The sequence below is a fragment of the uncultured Gemella sp. genome (assembly GCF_963529685.1).
In the GTDB taxonomy this organism is placed as follows: domain Bacteria; phylum Bacillota; class Bacilli; order Staphylococcales; family Gemellaceae; genus Gemella.
On the sequence record NZ_CAUSAI010000003.1, the window covers coordinates 54,673 to 77,279 of the forward strand.

General features: G+C 28.9%; 23 protein-coding genes. 2 read left to right on the forward strand and 21 right to left on the reverse strand.

Annotated elements, in window-relative coordinates; all coding sequences use genetic code 11:
• Positions 1-2 precede the first annotated feature (2 nt).
• The 15 genes from ffh to RWS90_RS01170 form a co-directional block, all read right to left on the reverse strand.
• Positions 3-1,355 (reverse strand): signal recognition particle protein, encoded by a 1,353-nt coding sequence (ffh, locus tag RWS90_RS01100; RefSeq protein WP_314548089.1) that lies wholly within the window; start codon positions 1,353-1,355, stop codon positions 3-5.
• Positions 1,356-1,365: 10 nt separating this feature from the next.
• The gene (gene ylxM / locus RWS90_RS01105) at positions 1,366-1,689 is read right to left on the reverse strand and encodes a YlxM family DNA-binding protein (RefSeq protein ID WP_314084238.1); all 324 of its coding nucleotides are present in this window, start codon (positions 1,687-1,689) and stop codon (positions 1,366-1,368) included.
• Between the two features lie 187 nt (positions 1,690-1,876).
• Positions 1,877-4,240, reverse strand: a complete 2,364-nt coding sequence (gene priA, locus RWS90_RS01110; RefSeq protein WP_314548092.1) for a primosomal protein N' — start codon at positions 4,238-4,240, stop codon at positions 1,877-1,879.
• A gap of 42 nt (positions 4,241-4,282) precedes the next feature.
• Positions 4,283-5,461, reverse strand: a complete 1,179-nt coding sequence (coaBC, locus tag RWS90_RS01115; protein WP_399541410.1) for a bifunctional phosphopantothenoylcysteine decarboxylase/phosphopantothenate--cysteine ligase CoaBC — start codon at positions 5,459-5,461, stop codon at positions 4,283-4,285.
• 26 nt (positions 5,462-5,487) lie between these two features.
• Complete coding sequence (locus RWS90_RS01120; RefSeq protein ID WP_314548094.1) at positions 5,488-5,808, reverse strand: DivIVA domain-containing protein; 321 nt, start codon at positions 5,806-5,808, stop codon at positions 5,488-5,490.
• A gap of 13 nt (positions 5,809-5,821) precedes the next feature.
• Positions 5,822-6,571, reverse strand: a complete 750-nt coding sequence (locus RWS90_RS01125) for a 16S rRNA (uracil(1498)-N(3))-methyltransferase (protein ID WP_314548096.1) — start codon at positions 6,569-6,571, stop codon at positions 5,822-5,824.
• 157 nt (positions 6,572-6,728) lie between these two features.
• Positions 6,729-7,859 carry an endolytic transglycosylase MltG gene (mltG, locus tag RWS90_RS01130; protein ID WP_314548097.1) on the reverse strand — a complete coding sequence of 377 codons (1,131 nt, stop codon included), beginning with the start codon at positions 7,857-7,859 and terminating at the stop codon, positions 6,729-6,731.
• A 3-nt stretch (positions 7,860-7,862) separates the two neighbouring features.
• Complete coding sequence (locus RWS90_RS01135) at positions 7,863-8,165, reverse strand: DUF1292 domain-containing protein (protein WP_314086248.1); 303 nt, start codon at positions 8,163-8,165, stop codon at positions 7,863-7,865.
• Positions 8,166-8,190: 25 nt separating this feature from the next.
• Positions 8,191-8,619, reverse strand: a complete 429-nt coding sequence (ruvX, locus tag RWS90_RS01140; RefSeq protein ID WP_314548099.1) for a Holliday junction resolvase RuvX — start codon at positions 8,617-8,619, stop codon at positions 8,191-8,193.
• Positions 8,620-8,874 carry an IreB family regulatory phosphoprotein gene (locus tag RWS90_RS01145; RefSeq protein WP_314548100.1) on the reverse strand — a complete coding sequence of 85 codons (255 nt, stop codon included), beginning with the start codon at positions 8,872-8,874 and terminating at the stop codon, positions 8,620-8,622.
• A gap of 15 nt (positions 8,875-8,889) precedes the next feature.
• Positions 8,890-9,732: a DegV family protein gene (locus tag RWS90_RS01150; RefSeq protein ID WP_314548101.1), complete on the reverse strand. Its 843-nt coding sequence runs from the start codon at positions 9,730-9,732 to the stop codon at positions 8,890-8,892.
• A complete protein-coding gene (locus tag RWS90_RS01155; RefSeq protein ID WP_314548103.1) occupies positions 9,733-10,224 on the reverse strand; it encodes a dihydrofolate reductase in 492 nt (163 codons plus the stop codon).
• Positions 10,225-10,234: 10 nt separating this feature from the next.
• The gene (locus tag RWS90_RS01160; RefSeq protein WP_399541405.1) at positions 10,235-11,167 is read right to left on the reverse strand and encodes a thymidylate synthase; all 933 of its coding nucleotides are present in this window, start codon (positions 11,165-11,167) and stop codon (positions 10,235-10,237) included.
• A gap of 12 nt (positions 11,168-11,179) precedes the next feature.
• Positions 11,180-11,569 (reverse strand): transcriptional regulator MntR, encoded by a 390-nt coding sequence (gene mntR / locus RWS90_RS01165; RefSeq protein ID WP_314086261.1) that lies wholly within the window; start codon positions 11,567-11,569, stop codon positions 11,180-11,182.
• Between the two features lie 56 nt (positions 11,570-11,625).
• The gene (locus RWS90_RS01170) at positions 11,626-12,405 is read right to left on the reverse strand and encodes a Nif3-like dinuclear metal center hexameric protein (protein ID WP_314548104.1); all 780 of its coding nucleotides are present in this window, start codon (positions 12,403-12,405) and stop codon (positions 11,626-11,628) included.
• 400 nt (positions 12,406-12,805) lie between these two features.
• Here RWS90_RS01170 and RWS90_RS01175 point away from each other — a divergent pair, with 400 nt between their 5' ends.
• The gene (locus RWS90_RS01175) at positions 12,806-15,142 is read left to right on the forward strand and encodes an ATP-dependent RecD-like DNA helicase (RefSeq protein ID WP_314086265.1); all 2,337 of its coding nucleotides are present in this window, start codon (positions 12,806-12,808) and stop codon (positions 15,140-15,142) included.
• 358 nt (positions 15,143-15,500) lie between these two features.
• On the opposite strand, the gene RWS90_RS01180 is transcribed toward RWS90_RS01175, so the two are convergent.
• From RWS90_RS01180 to gpmA, 3 genes are all read right to left on the reverse strand, one after another.
• Positions 15,501-17,009 (reverse strand): LPXTG cell wall anchor domain-containing protein, encoded by a 1,509-nt coding sequence (locus RWS90_RS01180; RefSeq protein WP_314548105.1) that lies wholly within the window; start codon positions 17,007-17,009, stop codon positions 15,501-15,503.
• 233 nt (positions 17,010-17,242) lie between these two features.
• Positions 17,243-18,001, reverse strand: a complete 759-nt coding sequence (locus RWS90_RS01185; RefSeq protein WP_314548106.1) for a hypothetical protein — start codon at positions 17,999-18,001, stop codon at positions 17,243-17,245.
• A 6-nt stretch (positions 18,002-18,007) separates the two neighbouring features.
• A complete protein-coding gene (gene gpmA / locus RWS90_RS01190; RefSeq protein ID WP_314548108.1) occupies positions 18,008-18,694 on the reverse strand; it encodes a 2,3-diphosphoglycerate-dependent phosphoglycerate mutase in 687 nt (228 codons plus the stop codon).
• Positions 18,695-19,238: 544 nt separating this feature from the next.
• Between gpmA and RWS90_RS01195 the strand changes: the two genes are divergently transcribed.
• A complete protein-coding gene (locus RWS90_RS01195; RefSeq protein WP_314548111.1) occupies positions 19,239-19,871 on the forward strand; it encodes a S24 family peptidase in 633 nt (210 codons plus the stop codon).
• 86 nt (positions 19,872-19,957) lie between these two features.
• On the opposite strand, the gene prmC is transcribed toward RWS90_RS01195, so the two are convergent.
• Genes prmC through RWS90_RS01210 form a run of 3 tightly spaced genes read right to left on the reverse strand, consistent with a single transcriptional unit; the run spans position 19,958 to position 22,481 of the window.
• On the reverse strand, positions 19,958-20,800 hold the full coding sequence (gene prmC, locus RWS90_RS01200) for a peptide chain release factor N(5)-glutamine methyltransferase (RefSeq protein WP_314548113.1): 843 nt from the start codon (positions 20,798-20,800) through the stop codon (positions 19,958-19,960).
• Positions 20,800-21,888 (reverse strand): peptide chain release factor 1, encoded by a 1,089-nt coding sequence (prfA, locus tag RWS90_RS01205; RefSeq protein ID WP_314086278.1) that lies wholly within the window; start codon positions 21,886-21,888, stop codon positions 20,800-20,802. Before prfA ends, prmC begins: the two co-directional genes overlap by 1 nt.
• 14 nt (positions 21,889-21,902) lie before the next feature.
• Positions 21,903-22,481: a thymidine kinase gene (locus RWS90_RS01210; protein ID WP_314548115.1), complete on the reverse strand. Its 579-nt coding sequence runs from the start codon at positions 22,479-22,481 to the stop codon at positions 21,903-21,905.
• Positions 22,482-22,607 lie beyond the last annotated feature (126 nt).

Here is a 22,607-nt window from a genome sequence, read left to right on the forward strand (position 1 = left end):
TTCTAGAACGGAAGTTTGCCGCCAAACATTCTTCCTAGACCCTTTCTCTTAGATTTGTCATTCATAAGCCCACCAAATTGCTTCATCATTTTTCTCATTTCCTCAAACTGTTTAATAAGTTTATGAACTTCATTTATAGGACGTCCACTACCTTGGGCAATACGTTTTCTACGTGGAACACTAATAATATCAGGATTTTGTCTTTCTTCAATAGTCATCGATTTAATAATTGCCTCAATATAGACAAATTGTCTTTCGTCAACTGCATCTAAATTCATATTTTTAAGTTTACCCATACCTGGAATCATCCCAAGTATATCTTTAAGACTTCCTAGTTTTTTTACTTGTTCTAACTGAGTCAGAAAATCCTCAAAAGTAAAACTTTGATTTAGAATTTTTTCTTGCATTTTTTTTGCTTCATCTTCATCTATTGACGCTTGAGCTTTTTCAATTAGTGTAAGTACATCACCCATACCTAAGATACGAGATGCCATACGTTCAGGGTGGAACAACTCTAAGTCATTCATTTTTTCACCCATACCCACTAATTTAATAGGTTTTCCTGTGATAGATTTAATAGATAATGCAGCCCCACCACGTGTGTCTCCGTCTAATTTAGTAAGTACTAATCCTGTTATATCAAGTTGTTCGTCAAATGATGTAGCAATATTAACCGCTTCTTGTCCTATCATTGCATCAACAACAAGTAAAATTTCATCTGGCGTTGTAGCAGCTTTAATATTTTTCAACTCATCCATTAATAATTCATCAATGTGAAGACGCCCTGCAGTATCAATAATTACATAGTTAAAATAATTTTCTTTTGCAAATTCTAACCCATCTTTAACAATATCCACTGGATCTTTATCAACATAAAAAACTTCAATATCAAGCTGCTTCCCTAATGTTTTTAATTGTTGAACCGCAGCTGGTCTATATACGTCTGCAGCAATAAGAAGCGGTTTTTTCTTCATAGTTTTTTTCACTTTTAACGCTAGTTTCCCTGCAGTAGTAGTTTTACCAGCCCCTTGAAGACCAACCATCATCACAGTTGTAATTTTACCGCCTTGATTTAATTCAACATTAGAACCACCCAGTAATTCAACAAGTTCTTCATTAACAATTTTTACTATTTGTTGTGCTGGAGTTAATGATTTCATAACTTCAGTTCCAACAGCTCTTTCGCTAATTTTCTTTACGAATTCTTTTACTACTTTAAAGTTAACGTCCGCTTCTAATAAAGCTAATCTAACCTCACGCATCATCTCTTTAACATCTGCTTCAGAGACTTTACCTTTCCCAGTAAGTTTAGCTATTGTATTTTGTAATCTTTCCGATAAATTCTCAAATGCCATACAAGCTCTCCTAATTTTCTAGTTTTATCAATTCCTCAACATACGTTAATACTTCTGTATCTACGGTTGATTTTTTTATTTCATTAAGTAAAAACAATCTTTGATTGTTTAATTTTATTAAATTTAACTTTTCTTCAAACTGCTCTAATTCTACTATCGTTCTCTTAATATTATTTGATACAGCTTGTTTTGATATATTATAATTCTCAGAAATCTCTGTAAGTGATAGATCATTGAAATAATAATCATCTAAATATTGCTTTTGTTTATCACTTAGTAATTCAGAGTAAAAATCATAGAGTTGTGAAATTTTTATAACTTGTTCTATTTCCACAATCTTCCTCCAGTCATTTAAGTATAATTCTACATCTCTTTATTATACGATAAAATCGCGTTTTTTTCAAATTTTTATCGCTTTTTTCAAAAATAAAATCAACTCACATAGCTATACTAGTAAGTTGATTTCATTAGTACATAATATTCTTTTTTAATGAAATATCCGTACAATTAAATTTGAAAATTTACATATAATCTAAGGCTGCATTATCTATTGTTATCGATATTTTTTCTCTCGAAAAACTTTCAGCAAAATAATCATTTATATATTTTAAAATTGGATATAATTGTTTATAATTTTCATCCTTATATCTAATCGCAATATTAAATTTATATTCTTTATTTATCTTATAAAACAAACTCTTGTTTGGCCCTAGTATAGATAAACCTTTCTGCTTCCCATTAATAAAACTATATATCATCTTAGCGACTTGTTCTGTTTTTTTCTCTTCATAACCTTTGATTGTTATAAATGATATTTTACAAAACGGGGGATAATCAATTAGTTTTCGACGATTTAATTCGTACTTATAAAACTTTTCATAACTATGTTCAATTGCATAATCTATTATATTACTTGCGATGTTTGTTTGAAAAACAACTTCTCCTTCTTTCTTACTACGTCCTGCTCTTCCTGCAGTTTGAACTAATAATTGGAATAGTTTTTCATTAGCTTTAAAACTAGGTAATGCAATCATACTATCAATTGATAATACCCCTACTAAAGTAATGTTTGGAAAATCTAAACCTTTTGAAATCATTTGAGTACCTAATAAAATATCAGATTTATGATTTTTAAAATCAGTTAAGAGTTTTTCGTACGCACCTTTTTTGCTTGTTGTATCAGAATCCATCCTTGTTATTCTAATACCTGGAATATTTTGATATAAAAACTCTTCTACACGTTGAATACCATAATTACCAGATACTAATTCAGGGTATTCACAGCATTTAGAAATACTTGTGATTTTTTTTTGATACCCACAAAAATGACAACGTAATGAGTTATCATGTTTATGATAGTTTAAACTTATATCACAATTTTCACACTTGTATAAATGCCCACAAGAAAAACAACGAATAAAATTAGTATAACCCCGTTTGTTCATTAATAATAAGACTTGTTCATTTTTTTCTATTTTTTCTTTAATTCTAATTAATAATTCAGTTGCAATAACGTCTTCTTTATCATCAATGTGAACAACACTAATTTTTGGTAATTTATTATTGAATCTATGCGATAATTTTAATAAATTATTAGGATTATTATTTTCAAAATTATAATACAAATCTACAGAAGGTGTTGCACTTGCATATAATACTGTACATTTATTATAAAATCCACGTTTTTTAGCAATATCTTTAGCATCATATCTAGGTGAGTCTGTTTGTTTATAACTATTTTCATGCTCTTCATCAATAATAACAATACCTAAATTACGAAAAGGAGCGAAAATTGCCGATCTAGTTCCTAAGCATATTTTAACTTTTCCATCTCTTATTTTTTTCCACTCAGTATACTTTTCTCTAGAATTTAATCTAGAATGAATAACAGCTATATTATCATTGAAGACTTTTCTAAATTTTTTCTCAATCTGTGGTGTTAAAATAATTTCAGGTACTAGGACTATGGCATCTTTTCCATTTTTAATTACTGTTTCGACAAGTTTAATGTATATTTCCGTTTTACCCGATCCAGTAACACCATGAAGAAGATATTCATTAAATTTTGATTTATCAAAGTTTTCACTTACTTTATCATAAATAACTTGTTGATATTTACTAAGAGTAGTATCATTTTGAATAATATCTGTATTAATATTCTTAACAACTTCCTCTTCTACAACCTTTAATATATTTAATTCGAGTAATTTTTTTACAACAGAACTTCCTATATTCAGAATATCCTTTATCTTAGATTTCTTAATTTTATTATTCTTAAGTAAATAGTTAACTAGTTCTAATTGTTTTTTTGTAAGTTTTTCATTGTTATACTCATTAATTTTAATGTATTCCTCTACTTCAACATTATTTACTTCTTTAATTTTACTTATAAGTCTTATAGCTTTGAGTGAGATTAAATAACCAATTTGATCAATAGTAAACAACTTTTCAAATTTTTTCTTTTCAATTAAATTTTCACTATTAAAATGTTTAGCATAATCTAAAAGTAAAGTGGTATTTGCATCTATTAGTTCATAATACTCAACATATTTATTCTTTAAACTAGTGGGGATTAATGTTTCAATTGCTTGAATTCTAGTACAAAACAATTCGTCAGTCATTACTTTAGACAATAGTATCATTTCTTTAGTTAAAATTGGAAAATCATCTTTAATTTTCTTTATATACTTAAAATCCTTAACCTCTCTAGCCTCTAATTTACCTTTTTTAACAGCTACTATATACCCTTGAATTACTCTTGAACCAAAAGGTACTTCTACTCTATACCCTTCTAAATCTCTATCTTGCAACTCTCTTGGAATTAAATAATAATAGCTTTGATTAACATTATGATTGTTTACATCAATTATTACTTCAGCATACATAATCTCACCTCACTTTCAATTAATTACATAAATCAATAAATGTTACTTTGTCACTTCATTTACTATTGCTCTTGCTACATTATCTTTACTATTTTTATCAATCTTAGTTATCTTATCAAACTTGTCTATTATATAGACTTCATTATTATCACTACCAAAGCCTATATCATTTTGTGAAATATCATTAGCAACTATATAATCAAGGTTCTTTTTAATAATTTTTTCTTTTGCATAATCAATCAAATTATTAGTTTCAGCAGCAAAACCTATTACTTTTTGATTCTTAGATTTATTTTCTCCAACATATTTGAGTATATCTTGTGTTCTTTTAAATTCTATTGATAAAAAGCCATCTTGTTTCTTAACTTTTTTATCAAATACTTCAACAGGGGTATAATCTGAAACTGCTGCAGCTTTCACTATATAATCACAATCTTTATAATTATTTCTCACCGCTTCAAACATATCACTAGTGCTAATTATTTTTATAACATTTATATTTTCATTAATATTATTACTTTCAACGCTTGTTACTAGAATAACACTAGCTCCGCGTCTTGCAAATTCATTGGCAATAGCGATACCCATCTTTCCTGAAGATGGATTTGTTAAACATCTAAATGGGTCTATAAATTCCTTAGTTGGTCCAGCAGTAACTAGTACCTTCTTACCTTTTAAATCAACTCTTTCTGAAGAGAACACTGTTTTTTCAATTTTTTCAATACTTGGAAATTTCCCCTCACCTATATCACCGCACGCTAATAAACCACTATCCGGTTCAACAAAATTAAAACCAAAACTCTCTAGTTTCCTTATATTCTCTTTAATAATAGGATTATTATACATAGCAGTATTCATAGCAGGTACTATATATACTTTTTTAAAATCTCTAACAGCAAGCATTAATGAAGTAGCTAAATCATCAGCAATCCCACTAGAAAATTTTGAAATTATATTTGCTGTAGCAGGAGCAACGATTATTTTATCAGCCCATTTAGTCAAATCTATGTGTTGTATTTCTTTTTCATCTAATTCATCAAACGTACTAGTATATACTTTATTTTTTGTTAAAGTCTGAAAAGGTAAGTGAGTTACAAAATTCTCAGCATTTTTTGTTAAAATAACTTTTACATTGTAACCTTTTTTCACAAGAGAACTAGATAAGTCTATTGCTTTATATGCAGCAATTCCTCCAGATACAATTAATAATACATTCATTATTATCTCCTTTTTAATAGATTAATATTTTACAAATCATAATCTACTCCGTTCGAGCCAAATACAGCCGTTTCAAGTTTAGATAATCTTTTTAAAATATCTAAATTAGTAACTTGCACAGGTCTTTCTTCGCGATTTGTATTTTTTAAAGCATCTATTTTAATTTTTAGATTTTGATTTTCAATTTCTAATTCTTTTAAGCGAGTTAAAAGTTTATCTAATTTCATATAGTCTTCAATTATTAAATCCAAATAATCATTTACATCTTCTTCACTATATCCTTTAACTCTACTTTTTTTAAATTCTTTTTCATATATTTCTTTTGCAGTTAAATTCAATTCTACACTCATAGTCTAGACTCCTTTACTTAAATTCGCTAAAATAAGCTACACAACTAACAAAATATAGCGGAGCTGTTTCAGCTCTTAATATTCTTTTACCTAATCCTATCACACTAAATTTATTCTCAGTTAAAATATTAATCTCATTTTCTGATAGACCACCTTCACTTCCAAAAACTGCTATTACATCTTTATTATTTAACTCCGAATTTAATAGATTTCTAAGATTAATATTATCTTCATTTACTGATTCTTTTTCATAAGCCACCACTTTATGATCATATTTCTCAGCAAAATTCACTAAATCTCTTAAACTATCAACATATGTAATATCTGGTATAAGATTTCGTTTTGATTGTTCTGAGGCTTCTTTAATAATTTTTGACCATCTATTAAGTTTAGAATCTACTTTATCCTTCTTGATTTTAGCAATGTTTCTTTCTGAATTAAATAGAACTATATTACTTATTCCAAGTTCTGTTAGTTTTTGAATTAAGTATTCTATCTTATCATTTTTTAATGGCGGTATAGCTACTGTGATTTTTGTTGGAAGCTCATTACTACCGCTTACCTGCTCGTATGGAACAACTAATACCTTATCTACATTATTATCTATAATTGTACAAATATATTTAATTTCATTTTTAAATACAACATACACTTTATCATTATTTTGTTTTCTCATAATTCTTACAATATGATTACTATCTTCTTTTGATAATTCATATGTTGATTCAACATTTAACTCTTCATTTAAAAAATACTGTTGCATAATTTCTCCTAAGTTTTTATCTTACAATTAATTTTACCTTATTCTTTATTTTTTATCAATAGTACCATTTTAAATATAAAAAGAGCGGGAGTGACTCTAAAATCTCAATTTCATAGAAATCGATTTTGTTGAGTCAGCACCGCTCATTAATATTTTATTAACTTCCTGAAGGAATATATCCTTCAATATGTTCCTTAGCTAATTTTTCATGTTCGTCATATGTTTTAGAAAAGTACGCCTTACCACCTTTAGTAGCGTGTAGGAAATATAAATAATCTGTATTTTCGGCATTATTTAGTGCTTCATAAGAAACAGATCCAATAGACGAAATAGGTCCTGGAGGTAATCCTACCACCACATACGTATTATATGGAGAATTTAAACTTAATTCTGCTTGTGTTGGCGCACCAGTAAGTTTATCAGCCGCATAGTTAGCCGAAGGATCAGTTTGTAATTTCATACCTTGAGCCAACCTATTTAGAAATACACTCGCAATAAGTTTGTTTTCATCAGACTTGGTAGATTCTTTTTCAAGTATACTTGCCATTGTCATATAATCATGAATAGAAATTTGTTTCTCTTGTCCACTAATTTTCCATAAACGACTATTCTTTTTGTACAAAGGAACTACTTTGTCATTTGTTAATTTAACCATCTTAGTAATTAATCCCTCGACAGTCTCATCATCAGTAAGATTATAAATTGCTGGATATAAATATCCCTCTAACGCATATTTAATATCTTTTCCGTAAACTTCATCTGTTATAAGCTCTGGAAATTGTTTTTGAAGTTTTTTTATAAATTCCGCATCATTAACCTTAGCCAAAAATTCTTCTGAACTTAGATTTGTTTTTTCAAGATTTTTAGCAATTTTTAATATGCTGTCACCTTCTATCAAAGCAAAACTATTTCTTGACGTTGCTTTATCTTTTGTTCCCAATTCTTGTATAATCTGCGATAAATTCATACTTTGTTTCAAATTAAATTTACCTACATAAAATGAAGTATTAGGTGATAATCTAGCGTACAATTTAAATACTTCTTCATTGCGTATTAGACCTTTTGCCTTTAATTCTTGAGCAATTTTAGCGCTACCGTAATTTTCTTTTATTTCAACAGTAACATCTTTATTGTTGCTTTTATCTACTGGAGTTGTCATGTAATAGAATCCTGATAAAACAACAATACCTAAAACAACGATGATAGTTAATAACATAGGAATAATAGATTTTTTTCTTCTATTTTTTTGCCTAAGTTCTCTACTTCTTCTTATTTTATCTTCTCTCATCTTTTATTCACTCTCGTCGTAATAAAAAGTATCTAGTACTTCTGAAATCATATCATATTCTTCATCTGTTTCAACTGGTTCAAATCTCATTTCATCACCATCTTCTACACATACCATAGGGAAGATACTGATTTCTTCTTCATCAATAGTTTCCTCTTCAGCGAAGATATAGTATAAATTACCATTTGTAGGGTTCGTAAATTCTAATATTTTACGATACTCTTTTTCTTCACCTTCTAAAGTACTAAGTGTATATACCTCTTCAGTATTATCAATACTAATGTTTTTTAAATCTTTCTCTTGCATTTTATTATCCTCCTGAGATTTTATATTAATTTAATTTATCTAAATATGTCTGCAATATTAATACAGCAGCCATTTTATCAATAACATTTTTTCTTTTTTTTCTTGAAACATTAGCTTCAAGAAGTACTCTTTCAGCACCCATCGTTGTCAATCGCTCATCTTGTAGAATAATTTCGACATTTTTTATTTTCTTTTTTAATACTTCTACAAAATATAGTGTCGCCTCTCCTCTAAATCCTACAGAATTGTCCATGTTTTTAGGAAGACCTACAACAATAGTTCCTACATTATGCTCCAATACAAGCTCTTTTATTCTTTTAATCTTGAAATCTTTTACCTGCTCATTGATATTAATTGTTTCAATACCTTGAGCAGTAAAACCTAATAGATCACTAACGGCTACACCTATGGTTTTCGATCCATAATCTAGCCCCATAATTCTTTTTTCTAACATCTATGACTCCTGTATAAAAAAGTATAGTAAATATTCTAATATATCATCCATTTCCACAAGTCTGATTTGCTCCCTAGCATGATTATCACGAGGAATATATACTGGGTCTGCCGTTTTAATATAACCCATAAGTTGATTGATTGGGTCATATCCTCGGCTTTTTATTGTTTCTACTACATTCTTCAATATATTATGAATATCATTTTTATCATATAAATTGCTATCAAATAATCTTGTTTCATCGAAATTTGTCATAATCTTTACCTCCGATTATACTAACTCTACTAAGATACCTACTGCATTTTCACCTGTATGCGTTGAAATAATTGGTGTTGTTGTGAATATTTCATCTTCACTAACTTCATAATCAAACGCTTCTTTTAACTCTGATTTTATTATTGTAATATATTCATCAGCAATTGAATTTGGTAAACTTATACTTTTTATTGTTCTATCATTTTTATCTTCTTCTATGTGGTTAATTAAAGTCTTAATAAGTTTCTTTTTACCACGAACCTTATCTAAAGCAACTAACTCAGTTTCTTTTAATTGAGTTAAAACCTTAATATTTAATAAACCTCCAATTAAAGCTTGTGACTTACTTAGTCTACCACCTTTTACTAAATTGTCAAGTTTATCGATTGTAACATAAGTTAAAATATTTTTAGTCTTTTCTCTTAAATTAGCAACAATAGTTTCTAAGTCTACATTACCTTCAAGTTGTTTTAAACATTCTTTTAAAATAAAAACCATACCTCGTGTAGTAGTTTTAGTATCCACTACATACACTCCATCAAACTCTGAACTTGCGGTCACAGCCGTATTATAAGTTCCACTTAAAGCAGACGATAATGTTAAGACAATAACTTTATATCCCTCACTAGTCCACTTTTCAAATACTTCAATAAATTTACCAATAGCTGGTTGGCTTGTTGAATATGAAGTTGCGGTGCGCATTTTTTCAATATACTCATCATTACTTATTGTACGATAATCATATTCAATACCATCCACATTAATAGTAAGCGGAATAATATCAACATCATATTTTTTTATTTCATCAAAAGTTAAATCACTAGATGAATCGATTACAATTTTTACTTTTTCTACCATTTACTCTCCCCTCTTTCTCTTATAATGTATAAATGCAAAGTCAAATTCATTTTCTTCATCTTTTGAAAATTCTTGTCTACTAACTAATTCCCATTCATTTAAGTCAAAATCAGGAAACTTCGTATCAGCTTCTACTATAGTATCAACTTCAGTAATAAACATTTCATCGCATTTATCAATATACATATTATATATAGCTCCACCACCAAAAATAAATACTTTGTCTGTTTCTATATTTTCTAATATTGTATCATCAGAATAAACTTCGATATTTTTATAATGACTTAAAGAACTCTTATCTCTGGTTAGTACCCTGTTAATTCTATTTGGTAAGGCGCGCCCTATACTGTCTAGTGTTTTGCGCCCCATGATAATAGTTTGATTAGTTGTAAGTTCTTTAACTCTTAACATATCCTTTTTTATTCGCCATGGAATAGTGTTTTCCTGACCAATAGATTTATTTTTATCATATGCAACAATTAGCGATAACATAGCGTTCCTCCTATACTGCGATTGGGGCTTTTATAAATGGATGACTTTCATAATTTACAAGTTCTACATCACCTATTTGAAGATCAAATATACTATCAAAATCATTAATTTTTAAAGTAGGTAATGCAAACGGCTCTCTAGACATCTGCTCTTTTACTTGTTCAAAATGATTACTATAAATATGAGCATCCCCAAGGGTATGTACAAATTCTCCTATCTCTAGATTACACTCTTTAGCGATTAATATTGTTAATAATGCATAAGAGGCGATATTGAAAGGCACTCCTAAGAATACATCACCGCTTCTTTGATATAATTGGCAACTTAATTTACCATCATTAACATAGAATTGGAATAATGAATGACAAGGTGGTAACGCCATTGAATCAACTTCAGCAGGATTCCAAGACGAAACTATTAAGCGACGCGATGATGGATTTTTTTTGATTTGTTCCACAACATTTTTTAATTGATCAATACCATTAAAATCACGCCATTGTTTTCCATAAACATTACCTAAATCACCATATTTGCTAGAAAAATCCTCATCTGAAAGAATCTTTTCTTTAAATAAGTTCATTTGTTCTTTATAAAGTTTAGAAAATTCCTCATCTACTAATGTGCGATGCCCGAAATCTGTCATATCAGGACCGGTATATTCATCACTTTCTATCCATTTTTTAAATGCCCATTCATTCCAAATGTTATTTTTATTTTGAAGTAAAAACTTAATATTTGTATCACCTTTTATAAACCAAAGTAATTCAGACCATACTAAATTAAAATTTACTTTTTTAGTCGTTAATAACGGAAAACCTTTTGAAAGATCAAACTTCATCTGATAACCAAAAATACTTTTAGTACCAACTCCTGTCCTATCTTCCTTAGAAATACCATTATCCAAAATATTTTGACATAATTTTAAATATTCTTTATCTACCACTATAATTCTCCTTTACGCTTTATAATTATTGTCTTTTAAGTATTTCATTAAGTCTTTAATTTTTTCTAATGAACTTCGTCCAAAGTGGTGTTCAATACCTTCAACTTCATCATATACTTTATCTTCATCTACGCCTATTAATCTTAGAAAATCTTCTAATAACTCATGTCTAGTAAGTGCGTATTCTCCCATTTTTTCACCTTGTTCAGTTAGGGCAATACCTCTATACTTCTCATAAACTATATATCCTTCAACATCAAGTTTTTTTAACATTTTAGTTACTGTAGAAGGATAAACTTCAAGTTTTTCTGCAATATCCGCACTTCTAGCGTAACCTTTATTTTTTACTAAAGAATATATTACTTCAATGTAATCTTCCATTGTTGGTGTTGCTTTTGCCATACTTATGTACCTCCTTATGATATAAATTTGGGTTACTAAAGGAACCTCCTATATCCTTATATTATTTTAAACGGTGATGCTTCTACATCTGATTTTTTTACCTTCACATCCAATTCAGTAATATAATTTAACAATAAATCTTTTACTAAACTTTCTGCATAATGTCCAATATCTATTATATTCTTTTTCATTTCAATAGCATCTAAAGCTGCATGATATCCTACGTCACCTGTTAAGTAAACATCTACCTCTTCAGGTAAAGTATAAAGAAAATCTGCGCCGCTTCCACCTAATAGTGCAACTGTACTTATTTCTTTCTCTTCACCAATTACAGCCGAGACTGTTTCTAACGAATATTTTTCTTTTACATATTTAATGAAGTCACTAAAAACTAGCGTTTTTTCTAACTTTCCAATTCTTCCTAAACCGGCAGTATTATCTAAATTATGTTCAAACAGTACATTAATATCCTTTAAGTTAAGTAATTTAGCTAAATGATCATTAAGTCCAAGAGTTGCTGAATCTAAATTAGTATGGAATGAAATTACCGCAATATCATTTTTAATTAGATCTCTAATAATATTAGATTTAAAATCTTCTGTGAAATCAAGCGACTTTAGAGGTTTAAAAATCAGTGGATGATGCGATACTATTAAGTCAATATTGTTAGCTATTGCTTCTTCAACAACCTTAGTAGTTACATCTAAGCAAACTAATACTTCATTTACCTCATTATTATAATCTCCTAACATTAAGCCAACATTGTCCCATTTTTCAGCCAGCTTAACATCAGCTAATTTATTAAGATGGTTATATACATTTTTAACTGTAACCACAGATTAAACCTCCTTTTTTTATTATCATTTTATTATAACACTTTATAAAAAAAATTGCCATAACGAAACTTATTTTGTAACTAAAATAACATATTCATTTCCTGTAATATTTTTTCTTTTTCTATAAAATGTAGCTGGGAGTGACTCAAAAATCGCTCTTTCTAGAAACAAGATTTTGTCTAGTCATCCCACACAGTTTGTTAGATATCTAAAAATCTTTTATAAAGTGAATTTAAATATCAATAAACCACTGCGTATATGAATTTTTATATAAACCTTGTTAAAATTTAGGACTTTTGGGTCAGACCCTTTATCTACAATTATTTTTATTATCCTCACTAGACATTTTCATTATTATATATTATCATTGTTCATAGGAAGAAATTTGTAGGAGATTTATATGCAAACAGTAGAAGGATATTTAAACAAGATTATTTTCCATAATAAAGAGAATAATTATTATATTCTATCAATTTTTTTAAATGATAAATATGATTTTGCTGAAGGGGACTATTTGAGCGTCGTTGGTACATTTAATGATTTTGAATTTGTAGAAGATGATTTATATTCTTTTAAAGGAGAAATCGTACAACATAGAAAATATGGAATTCAACTTTCGGCTATCGTAGTCGAACCAGTTATTGAAAAAGATAAAGAAGCTATTGTTTCATACTTATCTAGTTCAATTTTTCAAGGTGTAGGTAGAAAAACCGCTGAACTAATAGTAGACAGTTTAGGCGTAGATGCATTAGATAAAATATACGAAGATAAAGATGCCTTATTTAAAATTAAAGGTATACCAACTCAACGTAAAGATACTATCTACGCTACTATAGTTGCCAACAAACAAACACAAGATATTATATTAAAGCTAAATGAATATAACTTAAGTAATAATCTGATATTAAAAATTTATAATTTTTATAAACATAACACATTACGCACAATTACAGAAAATCCCTACGCACTAATAAAAGATATAAAAGGAATTAATTTCAAAACAGTTGATAAGATTGCTGAAATTAACGAAATTGCAGTGAACGATCGAAATCGAATTCTTTATGGTTTTATATATACGATTAATTCATTTTGTTTCTCTACTGGGAATACCTACATTTCAAAAAATAATCTTTTATACAATACTTTTAACGTGCTTTATTCTTCAAGAAATACAGCCGTTGATAAGCAAGATATCCTAAATGCATATACCTTCGCTTTAGATACTGGAAAATTAATTGAAATCGAAGATAGAGTATTTTTACCAGAAATTTATTACTCAGAATATTCTATTTACAGTGATATAAAACGTAGATTACAACAAGAAAATAGTGTTGATATCAGCGATGAATTATTAGACAAATATATTACTGAAATTGAAGAAGAATTAGAAATAGAATACGATATCGTACAAATTGCCGCAATTAAAAACTGTATTCTAAATAACTTTGCTATTTTAACAGGAGGACCTGGAACTGGTAAAACAACTATTATTCTAGCAGTAATTAAAATATTTCAAAAGATTAAAAATTATAGCATCCACGACTTACTCGATGAAACTAGAAATATTATTACACTATGCGCTCCTACTGGTAAGGCTGCAAAACGAATGTCAGAAAGTACTGGCTTTTATGCTTCAACTATACATAAAGCAATTGGATGGAGTACAGAAGATGAAAATATGGAAGAATTTGTCAGTGACAAAAGTATAAAATCAGAATTAGTAATTATTGATGAATCAAGTATGATTGATGTCTTCTTAATGTACAACCTATTGAAGATAATCCATAAAGATTCCAAAATAATTTTAGTTGGAGATAACGATCAACTTCCATCAATTGCACCTGGTAATGTTTTGAATGACTTAATAAATTCCAATGCTATTTCTACGGTAAAATTAAATAAAATATTTAGACAAAGTGAACACTCTAGTATTATTAATATCTCACATTCTATAAAAAATAATATTCCATTTGATATACTAGAAAATTTTGATGATAAAGAGTTTATTTCAGCAAATAAAAACGAAATGATAAATGTTATTTCTGCTGTTTATGATGATTTGATTAAGACTACAAGCAAAGAAAATATTCAAATACTTGCCCCTATTTATAAAGGTACCAGTGGTATAAATGAGATAAATACAGCTATTCAATCAAGATTCAATGATAATGATGAACAAATTGAATATGGAGAACTAATTTATAAAATTAATGATAGGGTTATGCAACTTGTAAATAGACCTGAAGATAATATATTCAATGGCGATATTGGTTATATTCAAGAAATATACAAAGAAGGAAATAAAGTTAAAATAGTTATTGATTATGACGATAATTATGTTACTTATGAAAAACAAGAACTTAATCAAATAACACTCTCATATGCTTGTTCGATTCATAAAGCTCAAGGATCTGAGTTTGAAAATGTTATAATTCCTTTTATCGATAATTATAATTTCATGTTAAATAAAAATCTAACGTATACCGCTATAACTCGTGCTAAGAAAAAATTGATTCTTTGCGGTAACTCAAATGTATTTTACAAATCTATCGAACCAACAAATGTAGTTAACAGACAAACTGCTTTAGAATGGTTCTTTACAACAGACAAAGAAGAGGAAATTAATAATATTGATATAAACAATGAATTAAAGACATATATACTAGACTATCAAAACATTAATACTATCGATCCAATGATAGGTATGGAAGATATTAAACCTACTGATTTCCTTTAATAAACATTAAAAAGGGGGCTGACTCAAAAATCCTAAATTTTAAAAAAGTGTATATGATAATTCATAGACGCAGTGGTTTATTGATAGCTAAATTCACTAAAATCACGATTTTTGAGTCACTCCCAAAATCTTATCAGAATAATATTGTGATTTATTCTTCTAACTCTCTCTATAGTTCTCAAATTTTTAAAGAATTAAAAATCTAAAAATTAAGTTCATCAAAAGGTCAGACTAACGGAAAAAAGTTGTATACTAAATCCGAGGCCGGAATTTTTTCCATACCCCGAATTTATTATACAACAAAAAAGAGTATGGAAAAAATCCATACTCTTTAATGTTTCTATACACTAATTAACGATTAGTTGTTTAATTTACGTCTTACAGCAAGACCTACTAAAGCGATTAAGCTTAATCCTAATGCTACAGTGCTAGAAGTAGTCATACCTGTGTTTGGTAATGTACCTTCTTTAGTTTCAGCTTTAGCTTCTTCTTTAGCTTCAGTTTTTGGTCCAAAGCTATTTCCGTCACCTTGAGGTCTTTGACTGAAGTCAGGTCCAGCAGCACCTGGAGCTGGTTGAGGAAGTTTTGATAAATCAAATTCAGGAACTTCGTTAACAGCAGGTTTGTTAGCAGCTAAAATTTCAAGAGCTTCTTCAAGGTCAGCTAATCTAGCTTTTAATCCTTCAATATAGTAAGGTTCAGCACCATTTTCTTCACCATCTTTGATTTGTTCCTTAAGTTGTTCAATCTCAGCTTCAATTTTTAATTTATCAACATTACCTAATTCAGGAACGTTGTTAATTGGAGCCTCAGTACCATTTGAAGATTCAACTTTTGGTTCTAATCCTTTAAGAGCTTCTTCAAGTTCAGCTTCTTTTTTCTCAAGTTCAGCTTTTTTATCTTCTAATTTATTTTTAGCTGCAGTAACATAGTCAACTGCATCTGGATTATTTTCATTTTCAGCTATTAATTTTTCTAACTCAGCAACTTCTTTTTCTAAGTCAGCTGCTTTGTTTTGAAGAGCTTCGATTTCAGCTTCAGTGTAAACTTTAGTTTCTGGTTTAACTGGAGTTGGAGCTGGAGCTACGGCACTACTACTGTTAGTACCAGCGTTGTTGTTAGTACCAGCGTTTGCGTTACCATCATTGTTTGGTTTCACTTCTGTACCAGGGTTGTTGTTAGTACCAGCGTTTGCGTTACCACCATTGTTTGGTTTTACTTCTGTACCAGCGTTGTTGTTAGCACCAGCGTTTGCTTTTTCACTAGGTTTAATAGGGGCAGTAGGTGTAACTTTCATTTTTTCTTTTAGTCCAAGATAAATTGGGTCACCAGTAGCACCTCTAAAATTATTTATGCTATCTATCCCTGTATTAACAAGTTCATAAGATAAAACCCCATTAGTATTTTTAACAAAATACTTATCTCCCATTACTTTTGTGTTATCTTTTCCGTCCCAGAAAAATACATAAACCTGAACTCGTTCTACCTCAGTAGAAGTTTCACCAGTGAAAGCATTAGTGCGAGTATGAGTCCAAACATTCTCAGATAGTGAATTTCTTATAGGGTTTGTACGCCCGCGAAATCCGGTAGGATCAGCTTCATGATTTGCTCTTACGTTTACAAATTTATAATCAGGAATATCTATTTTTTTCCCATTTCTATCTACAAAACTAAGTATTGGCGACCCACTTATAAAATGAAATTGATGATTTTCCATTGTAACATATCCTAAAAATTTATCATACTTAGCTTCCTCTTTGCTATCTACTGCATAAGCGTTGTCAATATGTTTTGTAACTAAACCAAAACTCATACCACTTAGTGAAATACCACTCGCAACAAAACTTAATAAAAATTTTTTCTTCATTGCATATCTCCTTTTAAATTTATATATACTATTATATTTATACATACCATTATATATATATATATATATGTGTGTCAAGCGATTTTAAAAAATTTTTTATAACAATTACTAGTTACTTAATGTTTATTTTTCAGTGTTATAATTTAAAAGATGTAACATTTATTCTCTACAGATTTTCTTTAAATATAATATAAGCCTAAAAATAGAGTTATTTCTATTCTCAGGCTTTACTATTACATTGCAGCAAGATCGCGTGCGATTTTGTCAATATCATTAATACTTAAAAATGCTCCCGCAATCACAGAACCTTTTTTAGCTTCTACAGATGAATTTACAGCAGTAATTACAGTATTAGTTAAAACTTCTAATCTAGTAATTTTTTGTTTAACTTCATCTAGTTTTTCATATTCAACCGTATCTTTAGATAATGATTTCAAAGTCAATATAGATGCATTTACTTTATCTGTAACATCTTTAAATTTGTCTACTTTATCACCTAGTGGACGAGATTTATCTAAATCTGTTTCAATAGTTCCTGCTAACTCATCAAAACTTATTAACTCTTTAGAAAAAGCAGATAATTTATTTTTCATATAATTTTTTGAGTATTTAGTTTGTTCTATACTATAGTTTTTATTTGCACTATCTTTAGTACTAAAAGTAACTTTATTATTATTTTTTGTAACAATAACAATATTAAAGTCTTTATCACTAAACTCTGTTGAAGTTATTTTATCAGCAGTTAATGTTTTCCCATTAAAACTATTCAATTTAAGTGATTTTAAAATTGAATCAAATCCCTCTTTGTTTATAACTTCATCATCTGTATAGATAACTAATTTATTTTCTTTCTTATCAAATTCTGTTTTTTCTAGCTGGCTCAAAGTCACAGAATTAGTAAGTTTTTGTAATTGCTCGGTAGAGAAATCTCCTTTAGAACTACAACCCTGCAATATAAGCAAGGTTGTTAGTAATATTATCAGCTTTTTCATTACTTATTAGAATAATTCTGGTGCTGAGATAATGTTTAAGTTCTCGTCAATTTCAAATACTAATGGAGTACCAGTTGGTAAGTTAAGATCTAAGATTTGTTCATCTGAGATATTTAATAAGTATTTGATTAACGCTCTTAAACTGTTACCATGAGCAGAAATAAGTACGTTTTTACCAGCTTTAATTTGTTTTGAAATATCGCTTTCCCAGTATGGTAATACACGATCAATAGTAAGTTTTAAGCTTTCTCCTGTTGGAATTTCTCCTTCTGGAATTTCTTTGTATCTATCGATGTTTCCTGGATACATATCACTAGATTTATCTAATGCTGGAGGTGCTACATCAAAACTTCTTCTCCAGATGTGAACTTGTTCATCACCATATTTTTCAGCAGTTTCTGCTTTGTTTAACCCTTGTAAAGCACCGTAGTGTCTTTCATTTAATCTCCAGCTTTTATATACTGGAATCCATAATAAATCTAATTCTTCTAAGAATAGATTTAAAGTTTTGATAGCACGTTTTTGGTATGATGTATAAGCAACATCAAAAGTAAGACCTAATTCTTTAAGAGTTTGTCCACCTTTAATCGCTTCTTGTCTACCTTTATCAGTGATATCTACATCAACCCATCCAGTAAATCTATTTTCTAGATTCCATTGGCTTTCACCGTGTCTAGTTAATACTAATTTCATTAAGAAATCCTCCTAATATTATTATTATATTTTTTATTATACAATATTTTCTAGTATTAGTACATAGTTTTTATTATAATTACATCATTGAAAACGTTATATAAATACATTTCACAAAATTATCTAATTACAAATATTAAAATAAAACAAATAAGACTAGCCGTATTAATATAATACACCTAATCTTATAATAATAAATAATAATCTTTCTTCATAATAACTACTTTAAATTTATGAAATCTATCTAATAGACTTTTCGATTTAATTTACCTCTTTTTACAATTTTTAATTGATTCGTTTCGAAAAATGTAAAAACTTTTGCTAATAACACCAATATAATAATCCAAAATATAAACATAATATTACCTTCTTTCTTTTATACGTAAAACTTAATTTCTTTCTGTATTTATATAATACCATACGGAAAACCGAAAATCAAGAGAAAAATTCATATTTCTTAATTTTTTTATTAAATTCTCTTGATTTTATGTACGGTTTACTTTATAATTTAAATATAAACAAAAAAAGATTGGAATTTAGCATTATGACTACAACTTTTAGTATTAGATTTAAAAAATGTTTAAAAGAAAAGAATATAAAACAGGCAGAACTCGCTCGCTCGACTAAAATCACTCCCTCATCTATTAGCGACTGGTCTAAAGGTAAGTACACACCTAAGCGTGATAAACTGCTTGTAATTGCAGAATATTTATCTGTTAATCCTGATTGGCTTGTTGGAGAAAGTGAAATTATGGAACATACGTCTTCTGAAAATAGATTAGATGAAACTTTCGATTTTTCTGATGATGTATCAAAACTGCCAATTCTTGGCACTATCTGTGCTGGAGATGGTGTATATATTGAAGAAGAATATGATGAGCATATTTTTATTGATCAAGGAATGCGTGCGGATTTTGCATTACGTGTTAAGGGTGATAGCATGATAGAAGCTGGAATATTCGATGGAGATTTAGTATTTATAAGGCAACAAAGTTCTGTTAGAAATGGGAAAATTGCCGCTGTTCGTTTAACTGAATGGAATGAAGCATCTCTAAAAAAAATATTCGTAAAAAACGACAATGTAATTCTTTATCCATGTAATCCCGATTACGAACCAATAGTTACTAGAAATGTTGAAATAATTGGAGAATGTGTAGGAGTTTATAGGGAACTTTAATTTTTGATTTTAAACAGATTATCACAATAGAAATAAAGACGAGAGTTTATTAACTTAGATAATTTTCTAAATAACTCTCGTCTTTTTTATTTTTTTGCTAAAAATGCCATCCTATCTCGACCATTTAAATCTTTATATACTTCAACATGATAATCATTTATATCTGCCAATTTTGTAATTTTTTCTCTTTGATCGTGTCCTATTTCAAAGAATATAACACCACTATCATTTAGATAATTTTTAGCTTCTTCTACAATTTTCCGATAAAAATACATCCCCTCTTCTTCTGCAAATAATGCTAAATGAGGATCATAATTCAATACATTAGTTTTCATCGTAATTTTATCCTTGCGATCTATATATGGAGGATTAGAAACAATAATATCAAATTTTTCATCTATATTATTAAAGATATCTGATTGTATAAATTTAATATCTGCATTATTTAGTTCTGCATTTTCTTTTGCAACTACTAAAGCTTCTTCACTAATATCGCTAGCTATAAGCTCAACTGACTTTAGTTCTAATTCTTTTTTTAGCGTGATAGCTATTATACCACTTCCAGTACAAAGATCTAAGATCTTTATACTATCTTTCTTAGTTGTTTTTACATATTCAATTACCCTATATATAAGCTCTTCAGTCTCCATTCTTGGCGATAGGACATCTTTTGTAACTTTAAATTTTCTATCATAAAAATACTCAAATCCTACCAAATGACTTAATGGCATATCTTCTCTAATATGTTTTTCTATTAAAGAAAAATATATTTCTTCATTTTCTCCAAATAATTCCTCTGAAATATTATTTGAGAATAGCTGTGGACTTTCATCTAACATATACATTAATAAAAATCTTGCTAGACTCTCTTCTTTCCCTTGCCTTCTTAAAAGAAGACAAGCTTTTGTTATAGCTTGCCTTCTGTTCATTATAGTTCTTCACCTTTATTAAGTTCTGCCATTTTTTCGGCTTGTTCAGCTATACGAAGAGCTTCTAGAACTTCATCAAGTTTACCTTCCATAATTTGGTCTAATTTTTGAATAGTTAAACCAATTCTGTGGTCAGTAACACGATTTTGAGGATAGTTATAAGTTCTAATACGCTCAGAACGGTCCCCAGTACCAACTTTTGATTTACGTTCAGCATCAAACTTAGCTTGCTCTTCTTGTTGATATTTATCATATACACGAGCACGTAAAACTTTCATAGCTTTTTCTTTATTCTTAATCTGAGAACGTTCATCCTGCATAGATACTACAACTCCTGTAGGAATGTGAGTTAAACGTACAGCTGACATAGTTGTATTAACCGATTGACCTCCAGCACCACTTGATGCAAATGTATCAACACGGATATCATTTTCATTAATATCAATTTCAATCTCTTCAGCTTCTGGTAATACTACTACTGTTGCAGTTGAAGTGTGGATACGTCCACTTGATTCTGTTGTTGGAACACGTTGTACACGGTGTGCTCCACTTTCAAATTTCATCTTAGAATACACATCTTCTCCAGAAACAATAAAAATTGCTTCTTTAATACCACCGATTCCAGTCTCTGAACGTTCTAGTACGTCAACTTTCCATCCTTGAGATTCAGCAAATCTAGTGTACATACGTAATAAGTCACCTGCGAATAATTGTGCTTCATCTCCACCAGCAGCTCCACGAACCTCGACAACAACATTTTTACCATCATTTGGATCTTTTGGTAATAATAAGATTTTTAATTCTTCTTCCATAGGTGCAAGCGTTGGTTCTAATTCTTTAATCTCCTCTTGCATCATTTCTTTCATTTCTTTATCTTCTTCAATTTCGAGAAGTTCTTTAGTATCTTTTATTTGTTGAACTATATCTTTATATTCTCTAAATACTGATACTGTTTTTTCGATAGAACGTTGTTCTTTTGAATATTCCATTAATTTCTTAGTATCACTTACTACGTCTGGATCGCTAAGTAATTCATTTAACTTTTCATAACGCTCTTCAACTATCTCAAGTTGTCCAAAAATTTCCATTTGTTCCTCCTAATTTATCTTTTAATTTCATGACAATGACGACATCTAGCCTCATACGATTCGCTTGCTCCAATTACTACTATTGGATCATCATACTTAGCTGGTTCTCCATTTATCAATCTTTGGCTTCTACTTGCTTCTTTACCACACTTATTACAAACTGCATGAAGTTTTGTAACCATTTCGCTAATAGCCATAATTTCTGGCATTGGATAAAATGGTTCTGCTTTAAAGTCCATATCTAATCCTGCTACAATAACACGTACACCATCATCTGCAAGTTTATTTATTACTTCAATTATTTTATTATCAAAAAATTGTACCTCATCAATACCTATAATATCATATTTTTTATCTTTTATATAGTCATAAACTTCTTCTGCTTTATCTATATTAACAGATTCATAACTATTTCCATTGTGTGTAGAAACTTTATTTTCTTCATATCTATTATCTATAGACGGTTTAAATAAAAGTACATTTTGCTTTGCGATTACTCCTCGTTTTATACGTCTTAATAGCTCTTCTGATTTTCCAGAAAACATACTACCACAGATACATTCTATCCAACCGAATTTTCTATTTTCTAACATTATTATTCCCCTTGGGTTTAAATTATACAATTACTAATAGAATAAAAACAGACAATCCAATAAAGAAATGCCTGTTTTATTTTTCTTACTTGATACCGTATTTTTTGTTGAAACGTTCGATACGAC